Raw genomic sequence first — 21,652 nt, 5'->3', positions numbered from 1 at the left:
CTATCCTTGTGTCATCCATTGTTGGAGCAACTGTTCTAAGGACGCTGAAAAGCCCCACCACATACCAGCGAGTAATAGAATTCCGCTAAGCCAACCTAGCCAATAAAGTCGGTGACGGCTAAAGCGTAGTTTAGGTTTTACCACAAGAGGTAATTCGGATGAGATTAAGTAATCAGGCAGTTGAACGTTGAGCTGAGCCATAACTTGCTCACGTTCTGGGGCATCTTTACGGCGAAATTTACCGACAAATCCAAGAGTGAGAACACGATGAAAGCACAGCAAAACATCAGGATTAGGAGCTGTTTCATTTAAGATGCTACGTAATCTATCCCATAGTTTGTCGCCAGCTTCTAATGTATTGAAATAACGAGCTTGGAGAGGGGATTGAATCCAAGTGTTATATCCTTCATCCTGCGTTTGGCGGTTCATGATACTTTCATCAATTAGTGCACATTGCGCATATTGCATATGTTCAACAGCGGATTCAGCATACCCATGCTCTAGCAATTTTTGACGTGTTTCATCCACAAGTTGGCAAACACGACGGTAAAACCCATCACCATTAGTGATGGATATTCCTTGATTGATCTGACAAACCATCAACCATGTTTGTGCAAAAATCATGTCGATAGTATGGTGTGAGGTTGAATTATTCATGAGCGAAGTACCGCGAATAGCTCTAATTGAATGTCGCCTAATGTGCTAGGGACGTAAAACGCACACTGCCCTGAAGACAACATGGCCTGACCTGCCGGCGTTTCAATATCCAACGCAAAATATTGATTTTCTAATCGGAGAGGAACTGCGGTTGGGACATGGCTGAGAGCTTTCAATGGAATGCCATTTAATGCCACATTTACGACGTCTGCAACATCATCACTGCTACCCGCTTTACACAGTAAAGGGAATTGAGTGATCAGCAAGTGAGCTGGTAAAGATGAACGTACAGATAAATAAAAATCAGCTTCTTCACGTAATCGACCATCATGGAGATGACCTTTCCAGAAAGGCCCCTCTTTTATGAGATCGATGCTAATGACTCGAGATGGTAAGCTCGCTTCTAGTAATGTATTTAAGAGCGTAAATAATGGAGGAAAAACCTGCTCTGGGTGACCATGTTTATATAACGGAATATCGTCAAGTTGATGGTCAAGGGAAAAAGTTAATAGGCTTCCAGCTAGACGGGCTAATTCCCTATACAATAATTCAGGATGCCGGCTTAGTGATGCATTAAGTTCATTTAAAACAGGTTCAGCGCTATTGAGGGAATTTAATAACCAAAATAGTGAAACGTCGGCGACAACAAAATCTGCCATTTTTTCATTACTTTCACGGCGTAATGCCATTAACCGGCGACGTTTAGCGACTAGACGATGCATAAATTCAGAGAGCAGGGTGACCAACTCAAGACTACCACTACAAGCTAAGAGCGGAGGAATGAAATGTGTGTCAAATACCCATGCACCTTGTGTATTTCGTATTAGCCTTGCAACAGGGCAAGTCATGAATGCGGCATTTTCATCGTGCGCTAAACGTAGGGTTACCATATGACGTAACACCGCGATGTCCGTCTGCTCATGACCCAGCAAATCTTGGACCTTGATCCATTCTTGATTAAATCGACGTGGACGATCGGTGCCTGTTTCAGGAATCAGATTACCGCCATTTGCTAACATCAATGGTAATGCTAAAACGATATCTAAAGTTTGTCGTTCAGCATATTCATTTAAAGACAAAACGGGAGGAAGTGCATCTGCGAGAGTGGTATCAATAAGAGTCCCATCCGGAAAGCGGACGATCATATTTTGTGCACTGAGGCGAGAAAGTGCAAGAGCACTTTCATCAAATTCAGTACTAATAACACCCCATGGAGAAGCAATTTCCATACGGGAAATGACCTCTGCAACATGGCTATCCCAGCGAGCTTGTTGCTGAAATTGTTGAGGGGCTAAAAAGGCCCCGTCAGTCCATAATGGACGGTAGATTTTCATCCTGAATGACCTTTAATTTCCGTTATGCTTTTGCTTTAGGCATTTGTGAAACTAGTGATAAATCAACATCCATACCTTCTACTTGGAAGTGTGGTACCGCATACAATTTCACTCGGAAGAAACCTGGGTTATCTTCGATATCCTCAACGACAACTTTTGCATCACGCAGTGGGTGAGAAGCTTGTAAATCATCACCTGGATCTGTCATTTCAGTCACTAAGCCTCGAACCCAATTATTGAGTTCTAGCTCGAGCAATCGACGATCTTTAGTGGTACCGATGTTTTCACGTTGAATAAGCTTCAAATAATGAGCAATTCGTGACAATAAGAAAATGTAAGGTAAGCGCGCGTTGATACGACTGTTAGCGGTTGCATCAGCAGTTTCATATAGGGCTGGCTTTTGTGCGGAGTTAGCAGAGAAGAAGCAAGAGTAATCACGGTTTTTATAGTAGGACAGAGGAATAAAACCAAGATTGGCAAACTCAAATTCACGAGTTTCAGGGATCATAACTTCTGATGGGATTTTTACTTGGCTACCAGTACCTAAGTCAAAGAGATGAATAGGTAAATCTTTAACAGCACCGCCAGCTTGAGGTCCACGAATTTGTACGCACCAACCATTATTGATAAAGCTTTTTACCATATTGGCAGCAAAAGCAAATGTCGCATTAGTCCACAAATATTTTTCATGGTCAGGTCCTTTAACCTCTTCAACATAATTGAAGCTACGTACTGGGACAGTATCTGGACCGTAAGGTAGACGCCCTAAAACACGGGGCATGGTGAGCCCAATATAGCGAGCATCATCAGAATCACGGAATGATTTCCACTTAATATATTCAGCTCTATCAAAATAGTTGCCAATATCCTTGATTGCAGCAACTTCTTCCATAGTTTCTTTTCCAAAGAACTTTGGACCTACAGAACCGATAAATGGCATGTGAGCGGATGCGGAAACTTTTGAGATACTACGCAGTAATGCAATGTCTTGCGGGCTACGGTCAAACTCATAGTTTGAGATCATTGCTGCAATAGGTTCACCACCAGGAGTATCATATTCAGCGATGTAGGTGTGCTGGTACAGGCCACTTTGAATCACTTCTGGGCTATCTTCGAAATCTTGACGTAAATCGTCTTTAGCAATATCAAGAAGCTCAATTTTCACATTTTGACGGAAGTCCGTACGATCAACTAGGAATTTTAGACCACGCCATGTGGACTCCACTTTTTGGAAATCATGATGATGCATAACTTCATCAAGTTGTTGGCTGATTTGTTTATCTAGTTCAGCGATGTGGTGATCCAACAGGTTACGGTCTAAACGTTCAACTTTTTGGCCAGATGATTTTAAACGGTTAAGAAATACTTGCACAGCAACAGTCACTCGTTCATCCGCAGTGGCATCAGCAAGTGCAGCGTTATCTTGAAAAGCATTAATATCAGTTATTGTTGAGACCGGAGTTAAATTGATTTTTTCAAATAATGAAGCGTAAACACCGTGGTTAGATGCGTCATCGAGCACTGCAGTTGCGCTTTGGGTAGATTCAGTTTTTACAGACATCAGCATAATCCTTTATTAATCCAAATTAATCTTTTTTTGGTGCTAGCTGTGCTAGTTCTTCACGTAACTCATCACTAAGCGCAGGATCTTTGAGGATACTTTCGAGTTCGCGGCGAAATGTAGCGTTATCGAGTAGATTTGATTTGAGGTCACGTAGTAAATTACGCATTGCTAACATTGCTCGTAATTGAGGAATTTGGCGGGCAACTTGCTCAGGTTCGAAATCTTTCATATTTTTGAACGATAATTTAATACTTTCTTCGCTGTTATCACCTGCAAGCGTATTTTTAACTGTTACATTTATTGTTGGAGTGAACTCACTCAACACACTGTTAAAGTTATTTTTATTGATGTTAATCTTTTCTCGTTCTGACAGCGCTCGGCTGTCCTGCCCATTACTGTAATCTCCTACTGCAAGTAATTTCAGAGGTAATTCGACTTTTTTCTGTGCACCACCAGTGTGTAAGTCTAATTTTATGTTGACGCGTGCTTTTGGCACTTCATTCTGGAAGCTATCTGACATTTTCTAGTCCTTTAAAAATAGCCTTACTCGCGAATAGTTCGATCTATTGCGAAATAATCTATCTGTTTAAATTTAAATTTAACTTAGTTTGATCTTTTCCATTTATATAACTTTAATTAAATTAAATCAACAATTCTTATGTTTTATGATGATTTACACGTGATGAGTTTAAGTATATTTACAGTAACTTAAAGGTTGAATTTTAATAAATCCTTTTATTTCAATTGATTGTTATTTTTTGTGAAAGAATTGATGAAAGGCTATTTATTTATTTTTAGGTATATTCTTAAGAAAAATAGAATATATAAACATACCTACACATATGGAGTGTAAGTTGGTTTTAATAGAACTATATGGATATAAAATTAATCATTTGAATAATATTCAATATTAATGGTTAAATTAATAATTAATTTTGGAGTTTAAATCTATTTGAGTTTTTGTTTTTTCATGGATGTGGTCAGGCATATTAAAATAGCATTTTTCACTATTTGTGATTTATTTCGCTATTTGGAAACGTAGATGAAGTAGAAACCTTATTGGTCTAATTAGTAAAGCCTACGTTATCTATCAGTTTAAGTTGGAAGGTGATATTTAAGACATAAAAAAACCAACCTATTTGAAGAGTCCAATTTTATGGGAGCACTTCATTTTGGGTTGGTTTTTTTATAGGAATTTGGTCGGCATGAGAGGATTTGAACCTCCGACCCCGGACACCCCATGACCGTGCGCTACCAAGCTGCGCTACATGCCGATTGCACTATCATGTGACTTGCACAGGCAAAATATACTACTCAAATCATCCGCAAAATCAAGATGGAAATAAGATGAATGGTTAAAATTAAAACATTAATTTTCATTAAAACGTTTGAGTTCAGTAAATATTTTCAACAGTTCAGCTAAGTTCGGCTTTTCGTTTTCGTTTACAGCACCTTGCTGGTCATAAATGTTAAATTGACCATTACGATCCATGTACATAGTGGAGTGATTGGTGGTAATAACAACATCATTATTATCGCCTGTAATTACCCAAGGATAGGTGCGTTGGGGGCTAAATAGGTCTTCACCTTGGCTATAATCATCTGGTTGGTTGTTGACATGCAACATACGTTGCATGATGGTTGTCATAATATCCTGATGGCTAGTGAGCTTGTCAATCTGCTGGGATGGTGTATTTGGCCAGTAGATAAACAGGGGTACTTGCATATTATCGCGATTGAAATGCTTTTTATTTACCCAGTCAGTATCTTGTGATCCATCATTATTATAATTTGCAGTGATCACAATAATGGTGTTGTTAAGTTTATTCTGAAGCTTTAGCTTTTCAATCACTTGATTAATTTGATTGTCTGTTTCATGGCTTCCCGGAGTACCTTTAATATTCAAGAATGAGAACCAAGGTGAGCCTTGTTTAACATTATCTAGCCATAAATTCCATTGGGCGATAGTTTTATTATCATTATCCGCTGCTTTTGCTGGCATGGAGTAATCAGACAATATTGCTTGACGGAATAATGGTGAACTAAACCCATCGGTTGAGAATAGTCCAAATTGATAGCCTTGATGCTGTAATGCTTCAATCAAAACTGAAGGGTGCCGGCCATTAAGAATATTATCAAGATAGGTTGATGATATTCCGTAGAACAGACCAAATAGGGACGTATCATTGCGTAGTCCCGTAGTATAGTGATTAGTAAATTGTGAACTAATATCTTTGAATTCTTGTAATGAACGCATTTGTTTTTGTTGGCGCTCATTGCCTAAATCATCGACAACAACTAACAGCAAGTTATAGCCAGTACCTTGATCTTGGTAGCTTAATGGCTTCAACGGATATTGTAGTTTCAAGGCTGTAGGGCTACCTTGCTGGAATACTCTATTTTGATGCTCAGTTAAATCCAGAAGTCCATACCTGTCGAGTAATTTTCGAGCAGTCATTGGTTGTGATAAGGGATAATTATATCGCTGCATGGTAATAGGGCGATAAAAATTGGCATCAGCCCATGCATACATTAAGTGAGACATAACAAACGTCGCAATAAAAATTCCTGCAAGTGGCTTGCCAAAAGTTTGCCTACTTAAGCTACGTAATTTTTGCCAACTCCATGTAGCAAACAACATCTCAACGAGGAAAATGATAGGAATACTGATAAACATCAGCTGCCATTCACGTGCCATTTCCCCTTTAGCGGGATTGATAACGAGGTCCCAAACTTGAGGAGTAAGATGAAGACCAAATTGGCTAAAAACGCGAATATCAAAAAGTAATAGCGTGATCCCAGCAGTGGCGAGTGCAACACAGATGACCCTAAGTAATCGCTGAGACATAACAATAAAGGTCAGTGGGAAGATGATAAGCAAATAAGTAGCAAAGACTACGAAGCTAAAATGACCTAACCAACTGACAAAAGCATAAACGCGACCAGCGAGCGTATCTGGCCAGTCAAAAATAAACAGATAGCTGCTACTTAGCAGGAGGCAAAGTAGTATGTTGAATAGTGCAAACCAGTGTCCCCAGCCAATCATGTTGGAGACTTTATCACGGTAGCGCTGATGGGTGACCATGCTGTTTATTTATCGACCAATTAGTGTGATTTATCTTCTTTAACAGACGAAATTAATGCATTAGCAAAAGACTCTGCAATCATTTTACGCTGCGCCGGAGCGACAGATGTATTGAGCAGATTAGTAACCATGTTGCCTAACACCATTAATGATAGATCTACTGGAGTATGGTTTTTTTCTAACACACTTACAAGGTCAGACAGTAAACCTTCAACTTTTTCATCACTATAGCGAGATGATTGTGGCATAAATTGTGACATCCTAAATTAATGAAAGCTCCATATAATAGCCCATTGTGGGTGACTTTTCTTCATTCTTTAAACAAATTTTCGTTTAATTGATAATAATGCTTATTTAGATCATCGAAGTGGATAATAGTTCGCCATAAAAGTGATAAAAAAGAGGCGAGTGATAGTTTAGGTTGCAGCAAAATAATTTCAGTGTTTGAATACGCGACATTATTTCTGCGAGTTAAAGGAGCCAACAATGAGTCTGGATATTACCCAGATAGCTTTGCATCAGTTGATTAAACGAGATGAACAGACTTTAGAAGTCATGTTACGTGATTCGTTATTAACGACAGATAACGTTGTGCAAGACATGATGGCAGAATTACATCGTGTGTATAGTGCGAAGAGTAAAGCATTTGGTGAGTTTAATGAAGATAGTGAACTTGCGGAGGCCTTATCTTTATTACGCAAGGGCGAAGAAGAGTTTTTAGGTTTTAGTCGTGCAATGACGGTGCGATTAAAAGATGAGTTGGCAAAATATCCCTTTGCAGAAGGTGGTATCGTTCTATTTTGCCAATACCGTTATTTAGCTGTGGAATACCTTTTGATCGCGGTACTCAATAGTTGCGATAGCATGTTTGTGACTGAGTCGCTGGACTTAGATACTACTCATTATTTAGATATCCCTCATGCAGATATTGTTGCACGTATTGATTTAACTGAATGGGAAACTAATCCAGAGTCTAAGCGCTATTTAACTTTTCTTAAAGGACGAGTTGGACGTAAAGTTTCTGATTTCTTTATGGATTTTTTATCCGCATCTGAAGGATTAAATGCGAAAGTACAGAATAAGGGACTTGTTCAGGCATTAGATGATTTTTGTGATAGTGCTCAGATGGATAAAAATACTCGCCAAGCTTATAGACAGCAAGTACATAGCTACTGTACTGAGCAGCTTCAATCTGGTGAAGAAATAGAGTTAAGTGAATTATCAAAAGAGTTACCGACAGTGGAGGATCAAAGTTTTGAGGACTTTACTCGTCAGAATGATTATCAACTCGAAGAAAGCTTTCCCGCAGATAGAGGAACGCTAAAGCAACTCACTAAATTTTCAGGTAGTGGTGGTGGAATAACGATTAATTTTGATGCGATGTTGATGGGGGAGCGTATTTTTTGGGATCCTGTCACCGATACTTTAACGATTAGAGGAACACCACCTAATTTACGTGATCAATTACAACGTCGTGGTAATAAATAAGCGTTGACGACTAGAATAGTGTCCTAGAAATAAATAACGCCGCAATTGCGGCGTTATTTACTCGGCGTCCCGAAAAACTCTAAAGCTCGGCTATGGGCTTTAATTAAGCGCGCAGGAAGTCAATGTGCGTCACTTTTGGCTTAAATGGGTGACGTTGAACAGCCTGAACTTTTACTTTAGTTTCTTTACCATCGATAACCAAGTTCAGAATATCGTAAAATCCTGCTTTGCTTTCTTGGTTGATAATTTCATCGTGGTTCAGAGTAACAGAGATAGCTTCTTGGTTGCCACCGTAAACGACAGCTGGCAGTTGGTTAGCTCTGCGCAGGCGGCGGCTCGCACCCTTACCCTGCTCTTTACGTTCAATTGCATTGATAGTTAACATTACAATTTCTCTATAAAAGAAAAAATAAAATCCTGCTACAGGCGACCCAGCAGCAGGTTCGATATTTGGCCCTGTAAAATTATTTCGCTAGGCGAGATATACGAAGGCGGGCGCAGTTTAACGAAAAAATGCCCAACGGGCAATCATTAAGATCACTATCCGCCAAGTAGAAAGTTAATTTATATTAAAATTAGTTGTCAGGCTAGTGGGGTTGAAGTTCTAAATCGACCTTGATAATCAAAGATTTTTTCACGAATCTCCCAGTAATTCTCTTTTTTCCGTGCCACAATAAATTGTGGGTAACGTAATAATGATCGCTGCAAGATAATATCATTGGCATTATTCCAGTTAAATGGAATTCCGGGAGCGCGATGATGTTCACGTAAAAATCGGTACTCAAAAGCCCGTTTCTGGGCTGGAGTCGACAGACGAAAGCGTTCGGAGATGGAGGTGCCATCTTCATCGTAATAATTGATTTTTAGCCATTCACCCTTAGCATCGCTGCCTGGCATTAGCTCCATGCCACCACAACGTAAAATTAACGCATCTTTGAGTTTTAATGCGGCTTTGAGCATGTCATCAGGATCACTAAGAACTTCTTGGCATTTATGGCAGCGTCGGGCTGCTATATCATTCTCAGATCCACAGTGTGGGCATTGTTTGAATCGAAAACGAAATTCGCATTGCTGTTTTTTGCCTTGCTCATCTTCCTCCCAACCTTGGCAGCGACGTCCATAATGCTCGACAATTTGACCATCTGAGGTACATTTTCCCCAAAATATATTGGCAAATTGGCATAAAGGACAGAAGACTTGTACTGGCACACTGCTTGAATTAGGTTTAGTCGTACCGACTTCAGGGCGATAAAGGTCATGGGGGTTACCCGCATAATCTAAGATTAAGCATTGTGTTTTTCCTTTATCTAATCGTAAACCTCGACCTACAATTTGTTGGTATAAACTGACCGATTCAGTTGGGCGTAATATGGCAATTAAATCCACATGAGGGGCATCAAAGCCAGTTGTCAAAACGGAGACATTAACTAAGTAGTGTAATTTTTTATCTTTGAATTGATTAATAATATTGGCGCGATCACTTGCAGGGGTTTCTGCTGTAACTAAAGCTGCGCAATTCTTTGGTAAATAACTTAGAATTTCTTTGGCATGTTCAACGGTGGCAGCAAAAATCATACAACCCTGTAATGGAGCAGCATACTCTACGATTTGAGCAACAATTTTAGGAGTTATACGCTGTTGTTTTTTAATGGATAAATTAAGCTCTTGTTCATTAAAAATACCTGACTGGTTAATCGATATCTGACTGAAGTCATATTGCAAAACGGGCATATCAAGTCTTTCTGGTGGAACGAGATACTTATTTTTAATCATATAGTGCAGTGGTAACTCATAAATACAGTCTCGAAAAAAACACTTTTCATCACCGCGGATCATGCCATGATAATGATATTGATAAATCCAACCATGACCCAAACGATAAGGCGTTGCGGTTAATCCCAGAATACGCAATGTGGGGTTATGATTTTGTAAGGCTTGAATGATTTGCTGGTATTGGCTTTTATCATTTAAGCTAATTCGATGGCATTCATCGATAATAACTAATGAAAATTTATCATTAAAATCAGTAAGATTACGAGCAACAGATTGAACGCTACCAAATACAACTTTACTTTGCGACTCTTTGCGATTGAGTCCTGCAGCAAAAATATCAGCATTTAAACCATAAGTGAGGTATTTTGCATGGTTTTGTTCTACTAATTCTTTGACATGAGCTAAAACTAAGACTCTTCCTCGAGCGAGTCGAGCCAACTCGGCGATCACCAAACTTTTTCCAGCTCCTGTAGGCAGCACAATGACTGCTGGCTCAGTATGTCGGCGAAAATAGTGAATTGTTGCATCAACCGCTTCTTGCTGATAAGGACGCAGAGTAAAACTAGGTGATAAAGTTACAGGCATATTATTCAGTTTTTTCAAAAAAGGCGGATGATTAATGTTAGATTTTAGTTAGCGCCATGGCTAGGTCTAAATTTTCGAGTTAATTTTGCTTTGCTATCACTTGTTACGTCTTGTTGATATAATTGATTATGTGATAATAATCACAGTAATCTTTCGTTCTATATTATGGCAGCACGGTGCTATTGTACCTCTCGCTGACATTCCATCAAGTTAAGAGAATCTATGCGATTGGATAAATTTTTGTCCCAGCAATTAGGGATAAGCCGGAATTTGGTAGCACGTGAGCTTCGTGCTGGTAATATTACGGTTGATGATAAAGTAGTAAAATCAGGTTCCATGCAAATTAGTGCTGATAATGAAGTATCTTATGACGGTAATGTGCTCATACAGATAACTGGCCCTCGTTATTTTATGCTGCATAAGCCTGAAGGGTATGTATGTTCAACTGACGACCCAACGCACCCCACAATTCTTTATTTTATTGATGAGCCAGTCACTCAAAAATTGCATGCAGCTGGCCGTTTAGATATAGACACCACGGGATTGGTATTACTTACTGATGACGGACAATGGTCTCATCGTATTACCTCTCCTAAACATCATTGCGAAAAGACTTACCGAGTTCAGTTAAGTGAAGATATTGCGGATGATGTCATTCAAAAGTTTGAGATCGGTGTCATGCTAAATGGTGAAAAAAGCCCCACTAAGCCAGCTCAATTGGAAATTATCTCTCCTCGTGAAGTGTTATTAACTATCAGTGAAGGTCGTTATCACCAAGTGAAACGAATGTTTGCAGCAGTAGGCAACCATGTTTGTGGTTTGCATCGTGAGCGAGTCGGAGAAATCAGGCTAGATGAACAGTTAGAACCGGGAGAATATCGACCTCTAACTGAAGATGAAATTAACAGTATCACTGTTCCCCGTTAATAGTGAGATAGCAGGAGTTTAAAGCGTGCAGCAACAGCGTTCATCCTATTTGGGGCTGATTTTAATATTAGGTTTGCTATCAATGCTAATGCCATTAGCTATTGATATGTATTTGCCTAGTTTTCCGGCGATGACAGGATACTTTAATGTAGATGAAGGGCATATTCAAATGACCCTAAATAGCTACATTTTTGGTTTTGCAATTGGCCAGTTATTTTATGGTCCGATGGCGGATAGCTTGGGACGTAAACCAGTTATATTAGGTGGAGTGATTGTTTTTGCATTTGCTTCGGCAGCTTGTGCAGTTGCTGAGTCCATCGATGTTTTTATTTGGTTGCGATTCTTACATGGTTTTGCTGCCGCTGCCGCAAGTGTGGTGATCAACGCATTGATGAGGGATATGTTTACCCGTGATGAGTTTTCTCGCAGCATGTCTTTCGTTGTACTGGTGATGACCATTGCACCATTACTCGCCCCTATCTTGGGTGGGGAAATGATGCGTTGGTTTTCATGGCACGCCATTTTTTGGAGTATTGCGATTGCAGCTGTAATTGCAGTAGTTTTGGTGAGTTGCTTTATTCGTGAAACATTGCCTGCAGAGAAAAGGCAAACTTTCCATATAGGAACTACACTTAGACAGTTTGCCACCTTATTTCGTGCTCGACAGGTATTATTTTACATTTTAGCTAGTTCATTTTCTTTTGCGGGAATGTTTTCGTTCTTAAATGCAGGATCATTTGTCTATATTGATTTGAACGGCGTTTCACCTCAACATTTTGGCTATTACTTTGGTTTCAACATCATTTTCTTATTTATTATGACGACAATTAATAGCCGTTTCGTTCGCCAATTTGGTGCAGAGCGAATGCTGTATTTTGGTATTATTATCCAATTTGTCATGGGAATATGGTTATTAACGACGACAGCCTTAAATATGGATTTTTGGACTTTGGTGATCGGTGTTGCGATTTATGTTAGTGGGATTGCTATGATCACATCCAATTCAATGGCCGTCATTTTAGATAATTATCCACACATTGCGGGCACGGTTTCATCTCTTGCAGGCACTATCCGTTTCTCTATAGGGGCATTGATTGGTACTTTACTCTCCATGATCCCTGCAAAGAGTGCTTGGCCTATGGTTGGTTCGATGGTGGGCTGTGTTGCTCTATCCATGCTATTTGTTCTTTTAGCGAAAAGAGCCAAGTAGGTTCACTATGTATCAGTTTCAAGGATGAAGCTGAACAACTCCATTAATTTCCCGTCAGTATTTTTATCATCTTGATTTATATCTCTAATATATTATTCACTATAACTATATGTTAACCTGTTCAATAGATCGAAAAAAACGATTAGTAACGATATGTAATCATTCTATTTATCTAAAAATGATCTACATCAAGTCATTAAATAAGAATAGTTGTTAAATTTATGTATTATGATTGGCGGATGATTACTATCATTAAAAATGATAATACTGGAGAGGGTCCCCTCAAAAAACACATAATTATTAATATATCTTAGTGATTATGTAAAAATAAACGGTTTAATTATGGATTGTGTTGGGTTTGTAATTAAAAAAATGTTTAATTTTTTGTTTTTTTGTTGGTAAAATCTTCATGCAATGATGTGTGTCACAAAAATTTAACGACATGCTACTTTTTTAGTGTTATATTTAAGTTCTTGAATTTAACAATTGTGTTACTTTTTGTATTTGTTAAAAGTTCGGTTTGAACGAGGATTTCTTTAAGACATATGCATCTCTATTCACTCTTTAATTGAGAGTGGGGTACAAAGAAGAGAGACATTGTCTCTTGGGGAGTTTCAGTATCTAAAAGAATCGATACTCATTTAGTGAAATGTAAGTTAAGTCACCAAAATGGTGAGCTCTGCTTACTTGTCAAAATGACGGCGTGTTTTAATAGGAAATTTTTGTGGAAAAATTAGGTCTTTCGGTAGTCCACAGGTTGCCGCAAAGTTACCGCTGGTTATCCGGAAAAATAGGGACTGATGTTGAAGTTGTTCCCATGAATGATGCCAATAGCGATAAACTTGTAGGACTAAAATTATTAAGTCATGATTGTGAGACAGACTGTATAGCAATGAAACAGTTGTCTGAGTCATTGTCTGAAATGCAAATAGACAACGCTATACTAGAATGGCAGAAAGAAATGTGTCTATTTATTCGTGCTAGCGATGAACTTACTGCAATGTGCCGATTGAAGGCATCTGGTGTTGCAATTGCAGAATTAGCCTCAGGTTTCTATTGCGCTTAACGGTAGTGTATTCCTGACAGGGGCTAGCAGAAGAGCAGAATCTGCCATGCCATAATTTAGCTATCGCTGTGCGAGTATGATGAAATGGCGTTAACAATAAAAAAAGCTTCCGGTTTAGAGCCTGGAAGCTTTTTTTATTGGCAAAGATAATAATGTTAATAAAAGTTATGAACCATTAATGACTCGACGGCTAGCGTAATAACGCTTACTCCAATAATCATTACTCATTTCTGAAACAATAACTCCATTACTTGTAGAGGCGTGAACAAACTTGTTATCACCAATATAGATCCCTACATGTTTCATCCTGCGACCTGTTTTAAATAGAACTAAGTCACCGGCTTTTAAACTGTTGCGTTTTACACTTTTACCTGAAGATTCTTGTTCAGAGGTAGTACGCGGTAATTGAACACCAAACTGCTCGAAGAATGTGCGTTGTACAAAGCTAGAACAATCGATACCACTTTTTGTGGTTCCACCGAGGCGGTAACTTACACCTTTCCAGCTAGCATATTGATCCATAATCTTTGATTTGGTATCAACACTTCTGACTAAATCTTCGAATTCATCTTGCGATGCCATTGCGAGGGAATCATTCGATGTTGCATTTAACATGCGAGCATCAGATGATCTTGCTGTAGTTTGACTGTTTTTTGTCGTTTTCGGTGCAGTACATGCTGAAAGCGTTACGGCAATTGCCACTGCCGGAACAAGGCACCATACATAGCGCTTAAATTTTTCAGAAATTAACATTATTTAGTATATCCCTTGCCATTTTATTTATTGTGGTATGAAAGCTACATACCACACGTAAACTGCTCCCTGTGAAAAACGCATTAGAACAACAACAGTGTATTTTTCGCAGAAAGGGTTTATGCACCGAACAAAACTTGCTCTAAATTAGCAGCTTAAATGTGCTCTAACACAGGTTGATTAAGGATGAATAATCAAAGGCTGCTAAAAATTAACGTATTACTCTTATTTGGCATTGGAATATTTATTTCTTAAACCAAACAGTAAGAATATACATAAACAAAGCTGAAATGGCGAGTTTATAGGGGCATAATTTACAAAACATTATATAAAACGGGATATGCGTCATTAACTTGCCTTCAATTTATGAATAATACGATGTTTTTGTATTGCCTATGGTGCTGCCTTTCCCTAAAAACATGATCATAATCACGTTTTCACTAAGAATTCTTTATGTATTTACTCAAAATATTTTAATTATTAGGTTTAATTGTAAAGAAGTTTAAATTTAAATAAATTGTCAGTCTTAATCTATTCATTAACGTCATTTTTTAGTCTTTATAGTTCTGATTAACGCAATGGACTGTTCGTTTTTCATGCAATCAATTACGGTAATCTGAATGCTTACTCAGCAAGATAGACATGCTATTTTGTTGAATGTTGCATTTAGTCAGTCATTAATATTGAAAGTACCACAATGTTATTGGGTACTTTACAAGCAAAAAATACTAAATCTAAAAGTGTAATCTTCTATGAATTTGCCCATATTTAATAAAAAAAAGACTAATTGCCATAGCATTAATTTTATAGAATTTTCATTTAAAATATTTTTTTAAAATTAAATGAAAAATAAAAAATAACGTCCATAAGTGAAATATATGTTCACCTCTAAAAATTAAGCTCGCAGCTGAAATTTATCTAATAAATATATCATTTAGATGTAAGTAAATTTCAATAACTGACGATATTCTAATCTTTAGCGGAGAAATTCTTGTGGACTGCTCAGTAAAAAAAATAGTTGTAACGGCCTTTTCTTTTATAGCCTTAATTTCTAGTTTTACGTCATATGCTTCTAAAGATAGCGGTGTAAAACAGCTTGCATCGGGAACAATTACTTTCACTGGAGCTATTGTAGCCGCTCCTTGTATCATCACTAAAATTGAACAAAGCATTGATACTAAGTGCTGGAATGAAGAGGGTAAAGTAAAAACTAGTTCGATGGATATTAAGAAAATTTCAGAGAAAAAAACACAATTACCAAATCAACAGGGTGTTCAATATTTCAAATGGATTAATAAAGAAAATAAAACAGGTATCTATACTGTAATATATGACTAACTATATTTAGCATAGTAAAAAATCATATGTTAGTGAATAGAAGGAAATAAGATTAGGGATATTTAATGATTATGATTGAATGCCATGCCTATGGGCAGCAAGCCCATAGGTGGATTGCTACATATTAGTCACAGCGTCCCATATAGCGACGTTCGGGAATATGAATGCGAATTTTTTCACCCGTAGTTAGATATTCTGGCACTTGTACGGTTAGCCCGGTTGCCATTGTTGCGGGTTTGGTTCTAGCACTAGCGGAAGCGCCCTTGATACCGGGTGTTGTTTCAACAATAACCATATCTACAGTTTGCGGTAACTCTAAAGCGAGTACTTGGCCATCCATTGTTAGTACCTGCATTCCTGGTAAACCTTCTTCAGGAATAAACAATAACTCTTCTTCAATATCAGATTTTTTAAATATGTAAGGTGTATAGTCTTCATTGTCCATAAACACATATTCATCACCATCAATGTAAGAAAAGCTGACAGTACGACGAGTCAACGAGATTGTCTCTAAAATGTCATCTCCTTTGAAACGCTCTTCAACCTTTTGACCTGTCCTGATATCAGTAAAGCGCATTTTATATAGAGTACTTGCTCCACGAGCACTTGGTGCTTGGATATCAATATCTTTAACCAGCAGTAATTTTCCGTTGTAGTTAATTGCTAAACCACGTTTGATCTCGTTGGCCTTGGCCATAAATAACCTTCTTTGCTATTGTCAAAAAGAGTTCGACAAAATTACTCGTAGATCAGGGAATAGGCAAGATGCTGAAGTCAAAAAAATCCCTAGTTTTTACACTAGGGATTGATTTGTAAGCTAGGGCCTATCAATAAATAGGTAAGAGACCAAATAGTGACAATATATGAGCAATGGCATTAATTAAACCAAACAGGATCACAAACCAAATAATGAAACGACCTCCCGGTGCTTTGTAGCTATTATTTGGGAAGCGTTTACGGCTTTCTCTTGCCATCATCGCTGGGATTATTACTGCCCAAATCGTTGCTGCCAATCCTGCAAAACCAATAGCGTAGATAAAACCGTTCGGGAATACTACGCCAAGTATAGTTGGCGGTAAAAACGTGAGGATAACCGATTTAAAGCGCCCTTGATGACTGTCATTTAATTTAAAAAAGTCAGCAATAAAATCAAATAGCCCAAGAGATACCCCCAAGAAAGAACTTGCCAACGCCATATATGAAAACAGGTTTAAAAATTGAGAGATAAAACTGCTTTGAGCCGAAATATTCATTTGTTTTAGCAAAGCATCAATATTATTGCCATTCTCTCTGATTTCAATAAAGGCAGAGCGAGGGATATTACCTTGGATAGCATACTGCCACAGGATATAGATGGTCACTGTAATAATAGAGCCATAAACCAAGCTTAATACAACGCTACGACTATCTTTGTTATAGTATTTTACCAATCCCGGTACATTTCCATGATAGCCAAAGGACGTCAATAGATAAGGAAGGGCGGCCAATGCATAGGGCAAATACTGATTGTCAGGGCTTTCAAACTGATTAAATAGTACAAGGGGAGAGGCTGTTGTTACCATCCCGCCAATGGACATGATAAAGGTGATGACCATTCCACCAATTAAAATGGTGCTTAATCTGTCTACTGCTTTAGTTGATAACCAAACAAAGAATGCAATAATTAATGCAAATATCAGCCCTGAGACGGCTTGAGGCACCTGTACATATTGCGAAATATTGCCAGTAATAATTGAACTGCCCGCCGAAATATAAGCATAGGTTAGAATATATAACACGAAGGTAATAGATAACGTATTGATGGTGTTCCATCCTGAGCCTAATAAATCCTTAACCATGGTATGAAAACTGGCACCGGCTGGGTAATTCATATTGGCTTCTAGGATCATTAATCCGGAAAGCAACATACAGATAAAAGTATAAATCAGTAAGACGACGGAGCCTGAGAACCATACGCCTGAAGTCACCATTGGAATAGAGAACATTCCAGCACCGACAGCGGTGCCCGCTATGATCATTGAACCACCTAATATAGATGGGCGCTTTGGCGATTTTTTAACATCAACTTCCATGATGACTCCTGAATGATTGTTTCACTGTACTAGCTGAACGATACAATAGGCATTTGGTAATGTAAATATATAAAAGATAATAAAATCTGAAAATAGTTTGATATGGATAATATATGTACAAACCCATGAAACTTTGTACAAAGTTGACAGCTATTTAGGTTTTTTGAAAGTAGAAACGTTGCGTTAGCCAAAGCTCAATCGCGTTGCGACTGGCTTCAAAATGGGGTTCAGGAAGAGCATCATGGGGATAAACCCAGAGTAAACCTTCACATTTGTCTTCTTCCATGATTTGTGGCGCAATATTTCCATTGTATTCAGCATGCATACAAATCGAAACGGTATGTTTTCCTTCCTGTTGATACGTTTGTAAATTATTACTGATACCAAAAACGGTGGGGGAGTGAATGTCTATGCCAACTTCTTCTTTAATTTCACGTATTGCACAAGCTTCAAATGATTCGCCTGGATCTACATGCCCACCGAAAATAGACCAATAGGGAGCATGTATACTGCTGCGTTTACCTAGCAAAATTTGACCTTGTGAATTGGTAATAATAACGCCAACACCTACCACAACATTTTGATGATTGGACATGAAATTTCCTTCTTAATGTCTTTTTAAACATAGAGATCTTGCCATGTTACTTGTAAATTACAATCAGGAAAAAATACAAATATCACTGAAAACAACCCGCATTAGTGTTATAACTATGCGCAGAAAAATTTGTGATACGACAATATAATGATTAAGGGAGATTAGTAGTTATGACTCGCCGGGTTGCTACAATTACATTAAATCCTGCTTATGATTTAGTTGGGCTATGCCCCTCAATCGAAGCCGGTGAGGTCAATCTAGTCAAGACTGCTAGCCTGAATGCTGGAGGCAAAGGTGTCAACGTAGGTAAAGTTTTGCGTGACCTTGGCATTGATATCACGGTTAGCGGTTTCATGGGTAAGGATAACCAAGAAGAATTCCAACATTTTTTCAGTGAAAATGGTATGGCAAACCGTTTTACTATGGTGGCCGGTCGAACCCGTATTAATGTGAAACTTACTGAGAATAATGGTAAATCGACAGACTTTAATTTCTCTGGTTTTGACGTCAGCAAAGAAGATTGGAACCGTTTTGCGACAGAATCCCTCAATTGGCTCGGTCATTTTGATATGGTGGTGGTCAGTGGTAGTTTGCCGAACGGCATTGATCCTGAAGAGTTCACCCGTTGGATGACACGTTTGCGCCAATTGTGTCCGTGCATCATTTTTGATAGTAGCCGAGAAGCCCTCAAAGCGGGGTTGAAAGCATCCCCATGGTTGGTAAAACCTAATCGCCAAGAATTAGAGACATGGGTGGGTAGAAAGCTTCCTGAATTAAATGATGTCATAGCAGCAGCTCATGAATTACGCGATAAAGGGATTTCCCACGTTGTAATTTCATTGGGCGAAGAAGGGGCATTATGGGTTAATGCATCGGGCTCATGGCTGGCTAAGCCACCTCATTGTGAAGTCGTCAGCACGGTAGGGGCAGGGGACTCAATGGTTGCTGGATTAGCTTATGGGCTGTTGAATGGGGAATCCAGTGAGCATACATTGCGTATGGCGACTGCTATTTCCGCATTATCAGTTTCGCAGCCTGATGTTGGTTTAAAAAACCGTAATAAGCTCGCGGATATGATGTCGAAAATTGAGATGAAATTGCTCTAATAACACATGAATTCAGAGATAAAAAATGGCTACTTAATCGTAGCCATTTTTGTATTAATCGTATTGTTGAGCTTTTAGCCATGCAATTTCTTGTGGCCAAATATCAGGATTAATGGTTTCTAAAATCAATGGAATACCATCAAAACGTGTGTCTTTCATAATATAACGAAATGGTGCATAGCCAATATTCCCTTCACCGAGGCTATGGTGGCGGTCAACACGACTGGCAAATTCACTTTTAGCATCATTCAAGTGCATGCCTTTTAGGAACTCAAAGCCAACAATACTCGAAAATTGTTGAAAAGTTTTTTCACACTCTTCTTCTGTACGTAAGTCATAGCCAGCAGCAAATGCATGGCAAGTATCAATACAAACACCTACACGACTTTGATCTTTGACTCTCTCAATGATTTTGGCTAAATGGACAAAATCAAATCCTAAGTTAGTTCCTTGACCTGCTGTATTCTCAATGACGGCAATGACACCCTCTGTTTCGGCGAGGGCAATATTAATGGATTCGGCTATACGCGCTAAACAATCATCAATTTCAATCTGCTTTAAATGGCTACCAGGATGGAAATTGAGAAGATCAATACCTAGTTGTTCGCAACGTTGCATCTCATCAATAAAAGCCACTCGAGATTTTTCCAATGCTTCGAATTCAGGATGACCCAAATTAATTAAGTAACTGTCATGGGGTAAAATTTGATGTTTACCATAACCATATTTAGCGCAGTTATGCTTGAATTTCTTAATTATCTCTTCTGTAAGCGGGGCTGCTTTCCATTGACGTTGGTTTTTAGTAAATAACGCGAATGCTGTTGCGTTGATTTCATGGGCGCGAATAACCGCTTGGTCGACGCCGCCAGAGGCGCTGACATGTGCTCCAATATATTTCATGATCGACTCCTTTTCTGGGGGAGTATGCCATTAATAACTAAAGAAATGAAACCAAAAAAAGCCGCTTATAAAAAGCGGCTACCGGAGGTGTAACAAAATAAATTTAAAAAATTGACTGGATGACCATGTTGATAAAAAAACCACCTAAAATCAGCCAGACAAACAAAATCAGTGCCATCAACAGTGGTTTAATACCTGCTTGCCTGATCGCACTAACGTGGGTTGTTAGACCTAACGCGACCATCGCCATTGCTAACAATATGGTGTCTAAAACAATGACTTGTTTAACAATTTCCACAGGTAATAAATTAAATGAATTAAATGCCGCCACTAAAATGAAAATCACCGCAAACCAAGGGATCGTGATTTTACTTTTTTGAGCTCCATCTTGAGTATTTGCAGCGGTTTTACGGCTAATGAACGCAGATAAGATGATTAAAAATGGCGCTAACATCATTACGCGTAACATTTTTGCGATAACAGATGCATTTTCTGCATCTGGACCAATAGTATGTCCCGCAGCAACCACTTGAGCAACTTCATGCACGGTTGAGCCAATATAAATACCAAATGTTTCTTGAGTCATTGGGAGCCAACCAAAATGTGCATTTAGCTGGTATAACCATGGGTAAACAAAAATACTGATAGTCCCGAAAATAACGACAGTGGAAACAGCAACGGCGACTTTACTTGCTGATGCTTTAACCACAGGTTCAGTTGCCATTACTGCGGCAGCCCCACAAATACTACTTCCTGCACCAATTAACATGGTTGTTTCGTCATCTAGCTTGAACACTTTTTTACCCAACCAGTACGCTAATAAAAAGGTTGTCGTTAAGGTTAGGGCATCAATAATTAATCCTGTCGCGCCAACATCGGTAATTTGTTGAAAAGTTAAACGAAAGCCATACAAAATGATACCAGCGCGTAGGAAATAGTGTTTGGCAAATTTAATGCCTGCATCAGATGTCGAGCTAATAGCCGGATAGACGGTGTTTCCAACGCAGATACCGAGTAAAATGGCGAGGGTTAACGCTCCCAGCCCAACATCCATAAACCATGACTGCTCTCCAAGGTAAATTGCAATAGCGGTTAAAATCCCAGCTAAAATGATACCCGGAATGAGTTTTAGAATAGGGAGTGAATTATTTTGCATCATTGCTTTGGTTCCAGTTTTATCCATGACGACACTCTTATGA

Annotated in this window: 20 protein-coding genes and 1 tRNA gene; 6 read left to right on the top strand and 15 right to left on the bottom strand. The window is 38.6% G+C overall.

Translation table 11 applies throughout. From position 1 onward, the window contains the following. The 7 genes from tssL to EL244_RS10615 all read right to left on the bottom strand — a co-directional run bounded on the left by tssL (position 1) and on the right by EL244_RS10615 (position 6,888). The gene (tssL, locus tag EL244_RS10645) at positions 1 to 657 is read right to left on the bottom strand and encodes a type VI secretion system protein TssL, short form (protein ID WP_126460833.1); all 657 of its coding nucleotides are present in this window, start codon (positions 655 to 657) and stop codon (positions 1 to 3) included. After that, on the bottom strand, positions 654 to 1,991 hold the full coding sequence (gene tssK, locus EL244_RS10640; protein WP_126460830.1) for a type VI secretion system baseplate subunit TssK: 1,338 nt from the start codon (positions 1,989 to 1,991) through the stop codon (positions 654 to 656). The genes tssL and tssK overlap by 4 nt, the downstream gene beginning before the upstream one ends. Positions 1,992 to 2,013: 22 nt before the next feature. Continuing rightward, positions 2,014 to 3,558 (bottom strand): type VI secretion system contractile sheath large subunit, encoded by a 1,545-nt coding sequence (gene tssC / locus EL244_RS10635; RefSeq protein WP_006815468.1) that lies wholly within the window; start codon positions 3,556 to 3,558, stop codon positions 2,014 to 2,016. Positions 3,559 to 3,577: 19 nt separating this feature from the next. After that, on the bottom strand, positions 3,578 to 4,075 hold the full coding sequence (tssB, locus tag EL244_RS10630) for a type VI secretion system contractile sheath small subunit (protein WP_006815467.1): 498 nt from the start codon (positions 4,073 to 4,075) through the stop codon (positions 3,578 to 3,580). Between the two features lie 677 nt (positions 4,076 to 4,752). Next, a tRNA-Pro gene (locus EL244_RS10625) sits at positions 4,753 to 4,829 on the bottom strand. A 95-nt stretch (positions 4,830 to 4,924) separates the two neighbouring features. Then, positions 4,925 to 6,640 (bottom strand): LPS biosynthesis-modulating metalloenzyme YejM, encoded by a 1,716-nt coding sequence (gene yejM, locus EL244_RS10620; protein ID WP_126460827.1) that lies wholly within the window; start codon positions 6,638 to 6,640, stop codon positions 4,925 to 4,927. A 20-nt stretch (positions 6,641 to 6,660) separates the two neighbouring features. Continuing rightward, positions 6,661 to 6,888 (bottom strand): YejL family protein, encoded by a 228-nt coding sequence (locus EL244_RS10615; protein ID WP_039855328.1) that lies wholly within the window; start codon positions 6,886 to 6,888, stop codon positions 6,661 to 6,663. A 238-nt stretch (positions 6,889 to 7,126) separates the two neighbouring features. On the opposite strand from EL244_RS10615, the gene yejK reads away from it, so the two are divergent. Further along, positions 7,127 to 8,128 (top strand): nucleoid-associated protein YejK, encoded by a 1,002-nt coding sequence (gene yejK / locus EL244_RS10610; protein WP_126460824.1) that lies wholly within the window; start codon positions 7,127 to 7,129, stop codon positions 8,126 to 8,128. Between the two features lie 103 nt (positions 8,129 to 8,231). On the opposite strand, the gene rplY is transcribed toward yejK, so the two are convergent. Further along, a complete protein-coding gene (gene rplY, locus EL244_RS10605; protein ID WP_006815462.1) occupies positions 8,232 to 8,513 on the bottom strand; it encodes a 50S ribosomal protein L25 in 282 nt (93 codons plus the stop codon). 197 nt (positions 8,514 to 8,710) lie between these two features. Then, complete coding sequence (gene radD, locus EL244_RS10600; RefSeq protein WP_006815461.1) at positions 8,711 to 10,486, bottom strand: DNA repair helicase RadD; 1,776 nt, start codon at positions 10,484 to 10,486, stop codon at positions 8,711 to 8,713. A 222-nt stretch (positions 10,487 to 10,708) separates the two neighbouring features. Between radD and rsuA the strand changes: the two genes are divergently transcribed. From rsuA to EL244_RS10585, 3 genes are all read left to right on the top strand, one after another. Further along, the gene (gene rsuA, locus EL244_RS10595) at positions 10,709 to 11,413 is read left to right on the top strand and encodes a 16S rRNA pseudouridine(516) synthase RsuA (protein ID WP_126460821.1); all 705 of its coding nucleotides are present in this window, start codon (positions 10,709 to 10,711) and stop codon (positions 11,411 to 11,413) included. Positions 11,414 to 11,438: 25 nt separating this feature from the next. After that, positions 11,439 to 12,623: a Bcr/CflA family multidrug efflux MFS transporter gene (locus EL244_RS10590; protein ID WP_126460818.1), complete on the top strand. Its 1,185-nt coding sequence runs from the start codon at positions 11,439 to 11,441 to the stop codon at positions 12,621 to 12,623. 724 nt (positions 12,624 to 13,347) lie between these two features. Beyond that, positions 13,348 to 13,689: a YejG family protein gene (locus tag EL244_RS10585; protein WP_006815457.1), complete on the top strand. Its 342-nt coding sequence runs from the start codon at positions 13,348 to 13,350 to the stop codon at positions 13,687 to 13,689. A 165-nt stretch (positions 13,690 to 13,854) separates the two neighbouring features. On the opposite strand, the gene mepS is transcribed toward EL244_RS10585, so the two are convergent. Beyond that, complete coding sequence (gene mepS, locus EL244_RS10580; RefSeq protein WP_126460815.1) at positions 13,855 to 14,442, bottom strand: bifunctional murein DD-endopeptidase/murein LD-carboxypeptidase; 588 nt, start codon at positions 14,440 to 14,442, stop codon at positions 13,855 to 13,857. 993 nt (positions 14,443 to 15,435) lie between these two features. Between mepS and EL244_RS10575 the strand changes: the two genes are divergently transcribed. Beyond that, positions 15,436 to 15,780 (top strand): fimbrial protein, encoded by a 345-nt coding sequence (locus tag EL244_RS10575; RefSeq protein WP_006815454.1) that lies wholly within the window; start codon positions 15,436 to 15,438, stop codon positions 15,778 to 15,780. 124 nt (positions 15,781 to 15,904) lie between these two features. Here the strand turns inward: EL244_RS10575 and yeiP are convergent, their stop codons facing one another. The 3 genes from yeiP to EL244_RS10560 form a co-directional block, all read right to left on the bottom strand. Next, on the bottom strand, positions 15,905 to 16,477 hold the full coding sequence (gene yeiP / locus EL244_RS10570) for an elongation factor P-like protein YeiP (RefSeq protein WP_006815453.1): 573 nt from the start codon (positions 16,475 to 16,477) through the stop codon (positions 15,905 to 15,907). A 130-nt stretch (positions 16,478 to 16,607) separates the two neighbouring features. Further along, positions 16,608 to 17,852, bottom strand: coding sequence for a tryptophan permease (gene mtr / locus EL244_RS10565; RefSeq protein ID WP_006815452.1), 1,245 nt, complete (start codon positions 17,850 to 17,852; stop codon positions 16,608 to 16,610). 154 nt (positions 17,853 to 18,006) lie between these two features. Further along, entirely contained in the window at positions 18,007 to 18,447 is a 441-nt protein-coding gene (locus tag EL244_RS10560; RefSeq protein WP_126460812.1) for a nucleotide triphosphate diphosphatase NUDT15, read from the bottom strand. Between the two features lie 170 nt (positions 18,448 to 18,617). Between EL244_RS10560 and fruK the strand changes: the two genes are divergently transcribed. Beyond that, on the top strand, positions 18,618 to 19,553 hold the full coding sequence (gene fruK, locus EL244_RS10555) for a 1-phosphofructokinase (RefSeq protein ID WP_006815450.1): 936 nt from the start codon (positions 18,618 to 18,620) through the stop codon (positions 19,551 to 19,553). Positions 19,554 to 19,607: 54 nt separating this feature from the next. Here the strand turns inward: fruK and nfo are convergent, their stop codons facing one another. Next, complete coding sequence (gene nfo, locus EL244_RS10550) at positions 19,608 to 20,453, bottom strand: deoxyribonuclease IV (protein WP_126460809.1); 846 nt, start codon at positions 20,451 to 20,453, stop codon at positions 19,608 to 19,610. A gap of 103 nt (positions 20,454 to 20,556) precedes the next feature. Further along, a complete protein-coding gene (locus EL244_RS10545) occupies positions 20,557 to 21,636 on the bottom strand; it encodes a YeiH family protein (RefSeq protein ID WP_126460806.1) in 1,080 nt (359 codons plus the stop codon). Between the last annotated feature and the right edge of the window lie 16 nt (positions 21,637 to 21,652).

Origin of the sequence: Providencia rustigianii, assembly GCF_900637755.1 — a bacterium.
GTDB classification, from domain to species: domain Bacteria; phylum Pseudomonadota; class Gammaproteobacteria; order Enterobacterales; family Enterobacteriaceae; genus Providencia; species Providencia rustigianii.
This window is presented reverse-complemented; position numbering and strand designations above follow the sequence as displayed.